We start from the raw sequence: 13,563 nt of genomic DNA, 5'->3' as shown, positions 1-13,563 counted from the left end.
ACTCGTTTATTCGCGTTCGATCGTCACGTCTCCCGCGATGCCGAACCGGACGAAGTGCCAAAAATCGCCGTGCGTCCGTTCGGGGGCGTCCGGCCGATCGGCGAAGTTTTTGACGCCCTCGTACTGCGCCGGGCTCGTCAAATGGCGATCGCCATCGATATGCCGATGCGGCCCGAACGTATTGAACGTGCTCGGAATCAGTTCGACGCGCAGCTCGTGAGCTCCGGCGGCGAGGCCGTTCGGCAGCGCGACCGACCAAGTCGGGCCCCAGCACCACCCGGCGTCGACGCCGTCGAGGAAGACGCGCGCCGCCTGCGCCTCAACGCCGTTCAATCGCAGCCGCGCCGGTCCCTCGACAGCCCGCTCGCACTCGAACGTTTTGACGGCCGCGATCGGCTCGCCTGCGAACGGATAGCCTGACGTGACGGCGTCTTCCGCCAGCGGCGGCGCTTCGCCGCGCAGCTCGAACGGCCCCGCCGACTTGAGCTGCCGATCGTCCTTCGGCGCGAACCCCGAGCGGCTCGCGACCGTAAACCGCCCGCGCACGAACGCGAACGGCTCGCCCTCCCCGCCCGGAAGCGGCTCGACCTCGATCGTTAGCGTTTCCGCCCCGGCCGCGGCCGGGAGGGGCGCCTCGAAGAGGCCGTCGGCGCGCCGTTCGAGCGAGAGGCGCTCCCCTTGCGCGTACGCGGCTTCCACCGGGTCGTGCAGCACGAGCGCGGCGCCGTCCAGCGCCGCCTCCGGCGCGCGCCGCACGACGGCGCGCAGCCGCTCGCCCGCTCGCTCGAACGCGAGCGGCAGCTGATTGCGCGCGGGCGCCTCCGCGCGCCACAACGATTGCGCCGGCGTCAGCCCCGCCGGCGCAGAAGCCGCGGCCGCTTCGCGCACGCGCCGCGGCCCGTGCAGCGCGGCCTCCGCCTCGGCGGCCGCGAACACCGCGACGCCCGCCGCGCGCAGGGCGTCGAGCCGCTCCGGCGCCGCCCAGCGGCAGCCGTCCGCGACCAGCACGCGCCGATATGCGCGCCGCCCGATCCACAGCGCGCCGTCCCGCAGCGCGCCCGCCTCCTCGCGTTCCTCGGTCAGCTCGTAATGCGCGCCGGACGCATAACACGCGTCGATCAGCTCGAGGAACGCGCGGTTGATCCGCCCCGCGGCGTTATCCGGATAGTGCGAGCCGTCGTGCTCGTTCATGCCGTGCGCTTCCGACGGGACGAACGCCGCCATCACCCCGCGCGTCGGGGCGACGACGAGCAGCTCCGGCTCGGCGCGCAAATCCGGCAGCGCCGCCGCCCGCCGGCGCACATCCGCCAAGACCGCCGGGAACGCCTCCCGCCACGTCAAGTGGCACGGCATCGACGGCGGCCAGTCGCGGATCGCCTGCGATTTCAGCCGATACTGGTTCAGGTGCAGCACGAAGCGGTCGACGCCGTGGCTCGCGAGCCAGAGGCAGTAGTCGACGAAGCTCTCCGGCGACACGCCCCAGCCCGAGCCGCCCATCGCTTCGGCGAGCGCGTGCTCGCGCCCTTGCTGCATCGCGATCGAATGCGCGATCCGGGGATAATAATGGTTCCCCGGATACCGCTCCAGCGCGTCGATCGCCGGCGTCTCCACCTCGCGCAGGACGCGGAAGCAGGAGCCGCTGTACGACAGCTGGAAGAACGGATGCTCCTCGGCCTTCAGATGCGCGGTGAACCGTTTGCCGTGACGCGCGCACCATTCCCGAATCGGACGGTAGAACGACTCCGCCAATAGATCGGTAATCAGCTCCCAATACCGCACCCGCGCTTCCGCGCTGTCTGCGCTGTCCGCGCCGTCTGCGAACAACGCCGGGAGCCGCGGCAGCAGCTCTTCTCCGTACCGCGCCGCATACAGCTCGGGCAGCCGGTCGTCCCACGGCAGCGAACCGTCCTTCACCGTCGCCCCGTGTCCGTCCAGAAAGCCGACCTCGTCCGTGAAGAAGCCTTCGACGTAAGCGAACGCCTCCGGATCGAGCCCGCGCCGATACCCTTCGTGCGTAATGTCCATGAACAGCGACACCGCCTCCGGGTCGAAGGACGACGGCGCGCGCCGCTCGCGGAAGACGGGGCGGAAGCCGCCGGCGCCGTCCGCCTCGAGAGCGACCCATCGGCACGTCAGATCGGGGCGCCGCGCCAGCACCGCGCCGCCGGCCGTGCCGGACGGCCAGCCGTTCTCGTCGTACAGCCAGAACGTCATGCCGATGCGCTTCGCGTACAAAATAAGCTCGGACACGGCGGCGAGGTACGCCTCGCCCATATATTCCGGCCGGTTCGGGTAATATCGCGGGTGAAACACGACGCCGTTCAGTCCCGCGGCTCGCATCTCGTCCAGCTGCGCCTTCAGGCTGTCCGGCTCGAGCGGGTCGTTAATCGCCCAAAAGCTTAAAAACTGCAAATCTCGTTGTGTCATGAAAGTATGGTCTCCTCTCCGATATCGGCCGAAAAGCCGCCCGCCCCTGCAGGGACGAGCGACTTTCGATTGGTATATGGGGTCTTCCCTAGTCAGACCGCAGGTTCGCCCGCGCCATGCGGCTTACGGCACCGGCACGATCTCGATCGCGTCGAGGAACGCCGTGTTGTCGCCCGGCGCCGCGGTGCCCGCGAACGTAATCGTCCGGCTCGCGCCCGAAGGCACGACGAACGCGTCCGTCTCGTACGTCTGGAAATCGGACGTATTTGGCGTGATCGTGCCAATAACGGCGCCGTCCGCGCTGACGACAATCGTTTGCAGGCCGCCGAAATTGCGCTTCGCCGCTTGGAACTTCATTTTGTACGTCCCTTTCGGGAGGAACAGCGTCTGGCTGAACTGCCCGTGCGTCCCGTCCTTGCTTTGGATGAGCGCCGTCTGCTCGCCTTCCGGCGCCGGCGCCGCGCCGAAGGCGCTGCCGTTGCGCTGGATGCCCGCATGCGTGTTGAACGTCCAGCCGTCCGTGAAGTTGCCGCGCACGTTCGATACCTCCGGCGACTCGAACCCGGCGTTCGCGAACGCCGGCGCCTCCGATACAGGCGCGCCGATGGCAATCGCGTCGAGGAACGCCGTGTTGTCGCCGGTCGTCGTCGTCGCCTTGAACGTAATCGTATGCTGCCCCGCGACGATCTCGAACGGATCCGTGCGGAATGCGGCATACGTCGTCGACGTCGGCGCGTAGGACCCGATCAATTGCCCGTCAAGCAGCACGTCGAACGTTTGCTGCCCGCCGAACGCGCGGCGCGCCGCTTGGAACGTAAGCGCATACGTGCCGCCCGGTAAATCGACCGTTCGGCTGAATTCGCCCTGCCCGCCGTTCGTGTTCAGGTACGCCGCCTGCATGCCGGACGGCGCCGGCGCTTCGCCGAACACGCTGCCGTTCTTCACGAGGCCGGAGTAGCTGTTGAACGTCCAGCCGTCCGCCGCGCCTCCGACCTGCACGCCGCTGCCCGCGGTAACGACCGGCGTTTCGAAGCTGCCGTTCGGAATCGTCGGCCCTGCCGGCGGCGTATACGGCACGATGGCGAACGCGTCGAGGAACGCCGTATTGTCGCCCGTCGTCGTCGCCGCCGCGATCCGAATCGTGTGCTTGCCCGGCGCCTCGACGACGAAGCCGTCCGTCACGTACGTCTGATAATTGCCCGACGTCGGCGTGAACGATCCAAGCAGCTGGTCGTCGAAATATACATAGAACGACTGCTGTCCGCCGAACGACGTCCGTTTCGCCGCTTGGAACTGAATTGCGTACGAGCCGGCCGGGAACACGGCCGTCTGCTTCATCTCGCCGGCGGTTCCGTTCACGGTTTGCAAATAGCCCGCCTGCGTCCCCTCCGGCGCGTCCGGCGCGCCGAACACGCTGCCGTTGCGGATGATGCCCGACGTATTGCTGAACGTCCAGCCCGCCGTGCCGCCGACGAGAACGCCGTTGTTCGACGTCACCCTAGGCGTTTCGAACCCGCCGTTCGCGAGCGACGCAACGGAAGGAATCTCGACCCGCTCGATCGCGACGCCGTCGACGAACGCGAGCCCGTCGCCAGAGATCGCCGCGAACGTTACGTCCTTCGCGCCTTCCTCCACCGTGAAGAAGTCGGTCTCGTAAGACGCATACCCGCTCGCCGTCGGGGTGAACGTTCCGACGACGTCGCCGCCGACCTTCACCGCGATTGTCATCGGCGCGCCGGACGAACCGTTCGCCGCCCGGAACTGCAGCGCGTACGTGCCCGCCGGGAAATACGCCGTCTGGGCGAACGAGCCGCCGACGCCGCCTTCCGCCATCAGGTACGCCGCCTGCACGCCGACCGGCGCGTTCGGCGAGCCGAAGCCGTTGCCGTTACGGACGACGCCGGAACGTTCGTCGAACGACCAGCCCGCCGTCACGCCGGTCAAGATGCGGTCGTCCTCGGTCGCCGCAGGCGACTCGAAGCTTGCGTTCGCGAGATGCGGCTGGGACGGCTCCTTCGGATAGCCGATGCGCACGTCGTCGAGGAACGCGGTGTTATCGCCGACGGTCGTCGTCGCGACGAACGAAATCTTATGACGCCCGCCCTCCGTCGCGAACGGCTCCGTCCGGAACGTCACATAATCGCCCGTGGAAGGCGCGTACGAGCCGATGACCGTATCGTCGAAATAGACGTCGAACGTCTGGAGCCCGCCGAAGCTGGTCCGCTTCGCCGCTTTAAACTCCATTTGATAGGTGCCCGGCTTGAAGTTGATTTCTTGGTACAGCACGCCGGACACGCCGCCGTCCGTCTTCAAATAGCCGGTCTGCACGCCTTGCGGCGCCGGGGTCGCTTGGAACGGACCGTTATTGTGCTGAACGCCCGTGCGGCTGTTGAACACCCAGCCGTTCGTCATCGGCCCCGGACGCGCCGACGTCGTCGCCGGCTTCTCGAAGCCGGAATTGTACACCGTCACGACCGGCAGTTCGTCCGGAATGTCGTAGCTAAAGAAGCAGCGCTTCGACACGCCCGGGTTCGGGTCGCCGAACACGTCCGCCGAGCAGGCGACGCCGTCCGTATGCACCGCGTAGTTGAACAACCCGTCGGCGCCGAACGCGACGACCGCTTCGCCTTCGAAGTAGCATTCGCCGCCTTCGTACATGCAGAACTCGTAGCCGTCCGGCCCGTTGCTCACTTGACCGATTTGGTACAGCGCGGATACGCTGCCCGAAGGCTTCAGTCCCGCCTTGAACGCTCTCGCTTTATACAGCGCGAGCGAGCCGTCCTTCAGGATGATCGGACGCGTATACAGCGGCGACGATTCGGTCGGCGTACTGCCGTCCGTCGTGTACCGAATGTCCGCGCCCGGCGTCGTCGTCGACAGGACGAGCGCCTCGGCGGACGGGTACACGCCCGGCTGCAGGCTGAACGTCGGCGTTTCGGCCGTGTTCGGCAGCGACTTTGGCAGCACCTTTACGAGCGCGACGCCGGATGCCGACGGATCTTGCTCGCTCGTCGCTCGAACGGCGATGTACGTTTCATGCTCCACCTGCGGCGCATGGTAGACGCCCGTGTTTTTGTTGATCGCCCCGTTGTTTTCGCCGACGATGCTCCACGTTACACCGCCGCCGCCGTCGATGACGTTCGCGGAGAACTCGATTTTATCCCCCGAGCGAACCGTCGGCGTCAGAGGCGTCACTTCGACCTGCGTCTGCGCCGGCGCCGTCGTATAGATCGCCACCGTATATTCGCCGTCGATGCCGGCGTCGCGGAACGACGTTCCCGCTTCGAAGGTGCCGGACACCGGCGGCAAAATCGCGTTGCCGGTTCGCTCGACGTCGTCCTGGTACGTCAGCTTGCGGAACGTCTTGCCGATCTCGACGCCGCCGAAATCGAACGTGACGTCCTTCGGCGCGCCCGCCTTGCTTTCGAGCAGAATCGTATAGTTCCCGTCCTGCGACCGGAACGCGGCGGCCCGCACGTTCGGAGAGCCGACGTCGACCTTCAGCACCTCGCTGTGCTCCGGAATGTACCGCGTCAGCAGCCCGCCGATGTAGAACGTCTTGCGCGGCGTCATACCGAGCACAAGCGAATCCCACATCGTATAGACGCCGTTCGTGCCGCCGTACGGATCAGGACTCCAGACGCCGTTCAGCTGCCAAATGAGCGCCGACTTGACGCCGAGATTAGCAGAAGCGATGACCGAGTTCGCGAAGCCCGCGTCCCAGTTGCTCGCATTGTCGTCGCCCCAACCGAATTCGGTCAAATGGACCGGCTTCGGCTTCACGTAATCGATCCGCGTCGCGAACTGCACTTTCAACCCTTCGTACGATTCGCCGTACACGTGGAAGCTGTACCCGTCCATATGCTCGTCGACGTGATCCTTCATATACCGCGTCCAAGCCGGCGCGCCCGTTTCTTCCGGACCCCAAATTTCGATCCGGTCGCGAAGGCCGTCCTGCGCGAGCCGCTCGCTCGCTTTCCGGACCATCTCCGCATAGTACGCCTGTTGATCGCCCGGCGCTTCGAAGTCCCAGCTGCCGTTCGGCTCGTTGTAGAACGTTAAGTATTTAATGTTGTCATATCCGCGATTGTCGATCAGCTCGCGGAGCACCGCCGACGTCGACGCGGCGTACGCGTCCAAATCGGCCGGCGCGCTCGTCCACGGATCGACGCCGGGAATGTTGAACCATTCATGCGCCTTCGAACCGATTTTCCAGCCCATGTTGAATTCGATTTCCGTGCCGGCTTCCTTGAACGCGTCCAAATATTTGTAAAACGCCAGCATCTCCGGACTGTCCCACGTATACACGCCTTTGCTCGATTCCATCCAGTCGATCTGGAACCAGACGCGGGCGACCTTCGGCTGCACCGTCGCGATCCGTTTGCGGTCCATTTCCCAATGAGCTTCCGTGTAACCGTGCCGCGTCGTCCCCTGCATAAGCGACGTCGGAATGACGTTGACCCCGACGCCGAGGAAGTCGGACTGCACGACCTCGTTCGGATCGATGCGGACGACGGCGGTTTCGACGGCCGCGCCCGTCCCGGCGTTGTCCTCGGCCAGCGCCGACGGCGCCGACGTCGACCATGAAGACAGCACCAGCGAGGCGGCCAAGGCGAGAGCGCCGGCCGTTTTCAGTGTGGCTTTTCTCGTACGGATCCTGTTCATTTCTCCTTAATCATCCCTTTTCTTTGGAAAAATGGTGTGGCTCGACCGTTGTTTCCGGATCTTGCGGATTGCGATTCCCCTTCACCTCCCCGCTCTCATCGTACCGTCTCGTAACCGCTTCCAGTTTGAAGGATCTTAGGAAACGATTGAATTGTTTACCGATTCGCCGGCGCGGCGGGTTGAAAAATATTTGGGCAACTTGAACAAGTTCGCGGCGTCGTTCAAATGAGTCTTATCAAACTAAAAAAACCACTCCTTGGAGTGGCTGAAGTGTTGGATTTCCCCCGGCAAATGCGCTAAAACTTTAGATAATACCTTGTCTTGTGACCCAGGATACTTGAAAACCTAACGACTCAAATGCCTGTTTCACTTCCTGCTCGCTTAACCCTTTATAATCTAAAGAAATCCATTTCCCCATAAAATCACTACGGCATCCGTTTTCACCCTAACCATTTATGAATTTATGGTGAAATGATAGAATATTACATAATACTGGGAGGCGACTATGTCAAAGGTTTTTTTGTTAATATGCCCATTGTTATTCATGGTTGCTTGTTCGGGAATTAACTCTACTGTAGATCAAAATAACGAGGATCAGGCCGGGGAACCGCTTGCTCAACTAGATGAAAGACCGAGTGACACATTCATGATGGATCTTAGAGAAACTATGAATCTTTCCTTTAAGATTATATATGCGATGGAGCGCAAGGATTACGATTACCTGGAGTCGGTTTCAGCTCCGGGGGTAACGGTTAGTCGAGAAGAAGATACAATACACTTCAACGATAACTCTGTTAATTTTCTTGAAAATGTGAATTTAAGCAATCTCGAATATTGGAGTTCGACTTATCTTGAATCGGATACAAAATTTCAAATAGGCTTTGCTCATTTCTTTGATGACACACATAGCACATTTTATATGAGTTTTATCCGTAAAGATGGTCATTGGTTGTTTAATGGTTTTATAACTAACTGAATATTATGGCCATGCCTCGGGGGGCGGAATAACACAGTTCGGGGAAAAATACGGTATATACGAAGCGAGGTAATATGTAAGGAGTGCCTTATTTGAGAAAATCTATTCGTTTCTATCGACTGCTGCTCATGGTTGGAGCTTTGATGATCCTTCTCGTGACAGCAACTATCATCTGGTATCTACGCTCAGATCCATTAATCAGTAACGGTTTGACCATATATACGGACCCGAACGGCAATAAAGTGTATAGTATTCAAGTTGTAAATAGAAGTAAGTCGGATATCAAATTGCAAAGCGTAAAGGTGAATGGTGCGGCGATACCGGATCACGTTCAACTCGGCATCACTTTTAACTCAAGCCGCCTTGTGCAATTTTTGGGAGCGGAGACAGACCCGAATACGAAAGTTATGGACTTGAATGCCGCATCGATCCGGCCGCAACTATCCGCTACAGACATGCAAACGATTTTTGCTGGTAAGATGAATTCGAAGAAGCTTACGCCTATCCATTACGGAGTCATCGTTCGGTACGACAAAGAGCCGATTCAGGAGGTGACGATCCGATATAGTTACTTAGGTTTTACCAAAGTAAAACGTATAACCCATTGGTTTGACTCCGATGAAAATCGAAAATAATCCACAGTGCAGCCGCGTGCCGCAAGATAAATGGCATTCCGGACGGGACCACAGCCGAGCTCGAACACCTTTCCAGGGCGGAAGCGATCATCTTCGAAATATGCGGCTAAGTTCTCATCGGGATCATTGAGCACATATTCTGTACTGTAGATCGTCCCATCTCCCATATGCTATTCCCCTCTCGTCAAAAATCGCCTCCGCATGCAAACTTATTCCATTTAGTCAAAACGGGTATATCTTCTTGACCTGACGGCGTAATAGCACAAACTTGTCTAGGAGATCCGGTCGTAAAGACTGCTCGAACCGTTAATGCTTCTCCACCATTGTCGAAAGTTAAATCGACATGTCCTGTACATACGCACCCATCGTCGTATTCCCCCTCCACGTTCTTAAACGATTGGAGTTCGAATCCGCCTTCCTTCACGTGTTGTGCGATCGTTGCTAGATCGGTGTGACTCAGATAAAATTCTGAGGCGACATCCGGATCCCGCTCAATCACCTGGTTCAAGTAAGAGGATAGTTGCCTCTCAACCAAATACTTGCTTATTGGCACCTTGAACAAAAAAGACGCCAACAAAAATACCACGTAAGCCGTAAATACAGTCATTAACACTTTCCTTATGATTGTCATCTTGGCACATGCCCCATTCCTTACGCTGCTCGGTTGCTTTAGCAGCATGACGAAATAGTGATCGCCTAGCGCGGTTCGTTACCGCTCTTCGGCTTATCCCACACTAAGGAATACCGGTAATAGAAGCGCCGTCGGATTGTCGCTCCCGGCAATATGTCATGGGCCGCTTGGCGAATCTCAGTTAACGATTCTTTAGGCTCTGCCATTCGGACGCCCGGATCTTGCATCCCGCCATGCAGTCGATCCATGAGACGGATCGGTACAAGAACAACTCCTGCGATTACAAGATCGATAATAGACTTGTCAGCCGCTAATCCGACGATCAAGAGCCGCCCGCCGGGCGCTAGAACTTGGCCCATTTTGTCCAAAGCGCTTCTCAAATCCATATGATGTAACGTCGCTACACAGATGACCGTAGAAAACCGTTCATGTAAAGACGGAACTGGCATCTCCAAGAAGTCGCCGGTGATGAACGACACGTTCGTAACCGCAGCAAGTCTTGCTTGCGCTCGCAAAATGGTTTCCTTGTCAGGGTCAATTCCCACGACTTCTTGGGCATAAGGCGCAAGGCGTTGAAGCAGCAATCCATCGCCGCACCCAATGTCCAATACCCGTCCGCCGCGCAGCTTTGCGTCGGCCACTAACTCTCCGTGAAAAGCTGTATTGTGATTCCAATAATTCTCGATCTCATTGCCCTCCCTTCTCCGACCATTGCCTGACTTGTAATGGACGTTTCGGCATAAGATGGGCGAGTGGTCAACCGCATTGCATTTCGCAAATAACGCGGTCAAAACGCTCGGACTTAAGATCATTCTCGTGAATCCAAAAGTATAGCCTTCCGACATCGCCGAACATGTTACCAATCTTATCCTCCTCGGAATCGATCTGCAGCAATAGCCGCCACTTTACGGCGGACTCTATAACTTGCCTTCTGACATCAGCTTTTCTTAAGTCCTCCCACGATAGTCCCTTAGCGAGCGTCTCGCAGTGAATTTGCATATCGCCCTGTATTTGATCCGGGTGTCCAAGCAAGCGATGGATGTACTCGTCAGGTTGCCACCGCTCGCGAAACTGCTCAAGGAAGACGCTCCAGTATGTCTCGTAGCCTTCTGCTCCATAGCTTAATCCGATGCTTTCCAAATACGCAGATTCCGAAGTCGGAACACATAAACGAGGCGCGAACGAAATCCGGTTCGGTCTCATGATGGACTCCGAAGCAAGCTCTACAGGTACCGATGTACGTTGAAGCCGCACCAAATCTTCAGCGCTTGTGAAGACGACTCGACATGTTTTGGGGTCGGTATAAAAGTCTTCGTCCTCCTCGTACATGGCACCTAGGGCGTAAAAAAAGGATAACAACCCTCTTGAAGGCAGCGGCGACGGTAAAGGAATTTCGGCGAGATTGATTTGGGCGATAAACGACTGTTCGTAGCCCCGCCATTTCGGCCATGCGAGGTTGTCCGGAAGGTCTGGAGCCCCTCCGACTTTACTTGCGCCGAGGGGAATCGCGTCATCTGACTCCGGTTGCAAATGTAGTTGGAACGACGGAAAGATGAGCGGACGAATCTGATTCTCAAAAGCGCCTAATCCAGATTCAATAAGCAAGCCGATTATTTCCTTTTCGTTCATGTGCATATCCCCTTTTCGTTCTCCCATGTGTCTTATGAACCGCCTTTTCCGATTAAGTATGTTAACAAGTAAGACGTACAAACTCCCCCTACCGTTCCAAGCCGGCTGATTTGCAGGGCGATCCTTTTATTCGAACAAGGTTCGTTGCCGGCGACGAATATATACGGGTAAGATCAAGGGGCAGTCCATGGATACCTTCGCACCGATGGAAACGTCGTTACAGGTGAACCGACGGTCTAAAGCCGCCATAGCTTGCGGTTATCGTCAGACGGTCGGCTCACCTCGGAAGCGCGGTGATGGCTATGGGGGATAACACATATGGTTATTGCGAGGTAAGCGGCTGGCGCAAAATCGCGGCGGTTGCGGCGGGCTGCGCTCATCCAGTCGGTCTAGTCTCGGACGGCACGGCCGCGGGCGATAACCGATATGGCCAATGCGACGTCAACGGCTGGCGCGGCATCGCATTCCCTCTTCTCGGGCTCTAACCTCCGCCCGGAATCGATTGGCGCTGACGCCTGTGTACAACTTGAACCGTTTGTAAAACATATCGACCTCCAAGTATCCGACGCGCCGGGCGATCTCGTACACCTTCCAATCGGTTTCCCGCAGCAGCCGCTTCGCCGTCTCCATCCGTTCGCGTGCGATATAGTCCTTCAAGGATGCGCCGCATTTCGCTTTGAACAAGCGCCCCAAATACGCTGCGTTCATATCCAGCACCCTCGCCACGCTTTTGATCGACGCTTCGGCCACGTCCAACCGGCGAATCGCCGCGTCGACCCTATGAAGCAGCGCTTCGCCTTCGTCGGACGGCTCCGCCTCGTCGATTTCCTCCTCGATCCGCTCTTCGTTCAAATAAGTATAGATTTTCAACTCCCCCTTGCCGTCCGATAAGCCGCTCCCCGCGGAAGTACCGCGGCCCGCGGTTACGGCAGCACCGTGATCAGCGCAACGCCGCACCCGGCCGAGCCGGACGCGCTCTCCGCCTTGACCGCGACGAGCCTCGGCGCTGCGATGCCCTCGGGTGCCGCGTACCGTCCCTCCGCGTCGATCGTGCCGTTCCCTTCCCCGACGACGCTCCAGCGGACGCCGCCCTCGCCGTCGATGACGCGCGCGGAGAGGGCCACTGTCCGCCCGGCGACCGCCGACGACCGCGCGGGCGTCACCTCCACCTGCGTCAGCGGCGACAGCGTCGTATACACCGCGACCGCGTAGCCGGCGCCGGCCGGCGCCTCGTCCGCGAAGCCGCCCGCTTCCGCGTCGAACCGGCCCGCGCAAGCGGGCAGCAGCGCGTTGTCTTCGGGCGCGATCCCGTCCGTGTAGACGAACTTATGGAACGTCTTCCCGACCGGCGCGTTCGCGAACTCGAGCTCGACGCCGCGGGCGCCGTCCTTGCACTCCACGACGACCGTCACGTCGCCCTCCGCCGATCGGAACGCGCTAGCGCGGACGTCCGGCGACGACGCGCTCGTCGCGAGCACCTGGCTGTGCGGCGGGATGTAGCGCATCAGCAGCGAGGCGACGTAGAAGCTGCGGTTCGGCGCAAGGCCGTCCGCGACGGAGTCCCACAGCGTGAAGACGCCGTTCGTGTTCACGCCTTCGTCCGGGTCCTCGCAGCGGACGCCGTTCAATTGCCAGATGAGCGCCGAGTGCAGCCCCTCGTTCGCCGCTTGAATGACGTAGTTGGCGTAGCCCGCATCCCATCCGCTCTCTTCCGGATGCGGCCAGCCGAACTCGGTCATGCCGACCGGCTTCGGCGCGACGTAGTCCCGCCGCTTCGCGATCTGGCCGCTCAAATCGTCGTACGAGCCGCCGTAAATATGGAACGTATATTCATCGATCCATTCGTCCGCATGATCCTTCATATACAGCGCCCACGTCATGTCGACCTCTTCAGGTCCCCAAATGCGAACCCGCTCCCGCAAGCCGTCCGCGACGAGCCTCTCGTGCACCGTCCGCAGCATATTCGCGTAATATTCCCGCGGGTCCCCGGGGGCGTCGAAATCCCAATGGCCGTTCGGCTCGTTGTAGAAGGCGACGTATTTGATATTGTCGTACCCTCGGCGGTCGATCAGCTCGCGCAGCGCGGCGGAGCACGAAGCCGCGAACGCCGCAAGATCGCGCGGCGCGCTGATCCGGCCTTCGCACCCCTCGATGGCGAACCACTCCTGAATGTCCCGCCCGACCTTCCAGCCGAAATTGAGCTCGACTTCGGTGCCCGCCTCCCGGAACGCGTCCAAATACGCGCGGAACGCCTGCATCTGCGGACGCTCCCAATCGTATACGCCCTTCTCGGGCTCCATCCAGTCGACCTGGAACCACACGCGCGCCACCTTCGGGCGCAGCGCCGCGATGCGTTGGCGGTCGATCTCCCAATGCGCTTCTTCGTACCCGTGCGCCGCGTTGTTCGCCATGAACGCGACCGGAATGACGTTCACCCCGACCCCGAGAAAATCGTCGTGCAGCACGCGGCTACCATCGACGCGCACCTTCGCCGTCGTTACGTTCCCATGCGTCAATCGAACTTCCTCCCTTTCCCTATTTCGCTTGAATTTCCCTGATCAGGACGAAAAAACGAGCCAAAGTCGATTGGCTTTGGCTCG

At 59.9% G+C, this 13,563-nt stretch carries 10 protein-coding genes; 2 read left to right on the top strand and 8 right to left on the bottom strand.

Annotated features, from left to right (window positions below):
- Positions 1–6: 6 nt before the first annotated feature.
- Entirely contained in the window at positions 7–2,427 is a 2,421-nt protein-coding gene (locus VE009_RS04110; RefSeq protein ID WP_325006124.1) for a glycosyl hydrolase, read from the bottom strand.
- Between the two features lie 123 nt (positions 2,428–2,550).
- Entirely contained in the window at positions 2,551–7,092 is a 4,542-nt protein-coding gene (locus VE009_RS04105) for a chitobiase/beta-hexosaminidase C-terminal domain-containing protein (protein WP_325006123.1), read from the bottom strand.
- Positions 7,093–7,597: 505 nt separating this feature from the next.
- Between VE009_RS04105 and VE009_RS04100 the strand changes: the two genes are divergently transcribed.
- On the top strand, positions 7,598–8,068 hold the full coding sequence (locus VE009_RS04100; protein WP_325006122.1) for a hypothetical protein: 471 nt from the start codon (positions 7,598–7,600) through the stop codon (positions 8,066–8,068).
- Positions 8,069–8,160: 92 nt separating this feature from the next.
- Entirely contained in the window at positions 8,161–8,703 is a 543-nt protein-coding gene (locus VE009_RS04095) for a hypothetical protein (RefSeq protein WP_325006189.1), read from the top strand.
- Here the strand turns inward: VE009_RS04095 and VE009_RS27185 are convergent.
- The 6 genes from VE009_RS27185 to VE009_RS04060 form a co-directional block, all read right to left on the bottom strand.
- Positions 8,637–8,870: a hypothetical protein gene (locus VE009_RS27185; protein WP_414694770.1), complete on the bottom strand. Its 234-nt coding sequence runs from the start codon at positions 8,868–8,870 to the stop codon at positions 8,637–8,639. The genes VE009_RS04095 and VE009_RS27185 overlap by 67 nt on opposite strands.
- Positions 8,871–8,887: 17 nt before the next feature.
- Complete coding sequence (locus VE009_RS04085; RefSeq protein ID WP_325006121.1) at positions 8,888–9,310, bottom strand: hypothetical protein; 423 nt, start codon at positions 9,308–9,310, stop codon at positions 8,888–8,890.
- Positions 9,311–9,399: 89 nt separating this feature from the next.
- Positions 9,400–10,146, bottom strand: coding sequence for a class I SAM-dependent methyltransferase (locus VE009_RS04080; RefSeq protein ID WP_325006120.1), 747 nt, complete (start codon positions 10,144–10,146; stop codon positions 9,400–9,402).
- Positions 10,091–10,963 carry a YwqG family protein gene (locus tag VE009_RS04075; RefSeq protein ID WP_325006119.1) on the bottom strand — a complete coding sequence of 291 codons (873 nt, stop codon included), beginning with the start codon at positions 10,961–10,963 and terminating at the stop codon, positions 10,091–10,093. The genes VE009_RS04080 and VE009_RS04075 overlap by 56 nt, the downstream gene beginning before the upstream one ends.
- 441 nt (positions 10,964–11,404) lie before the next feature.
- Positions 11,405–11,833: a helix-turn-helix transcriptional regulator gene (locus VE009_RS04065; protein ID WP_325006118.1), complete on the bottom strand. Its 429-nt coding sequence runs from the start codon at positions 11,831–11,833 to the stop codon at positions 11,405–11,407.
- A 53-nt stretch (positions 11,834–11,886) separates the two neighbouring features.
- Positions 11,887–13,479 carry a hypothetical protein gene (locus VE009_RS04060; protein ID WP_325006117.1) on the bottom strand — a complete coding sequence of 531 codons (1,593 nt, stop codon included), beginning with the start codon at positions 13,477–13,479 and terminating at the stop codon, positions 11,887–11,889.
- Positions 13,480–13,563: the final 84 nt, after the last annotated feature.

The organism is Paenibacillus sp. (genome assembly GCF_035645195.1).
Lineage (GTDB): Bacteria > Bacillota > Bacilli > Paenibacillales > YIM-B00363 > Paenibacillus_AE.
The sequence above is the reverse complement of the archived record's forward strand: the minus strand, read 5'-3'. Positions and strand labels throughout refer to the sequence as shown.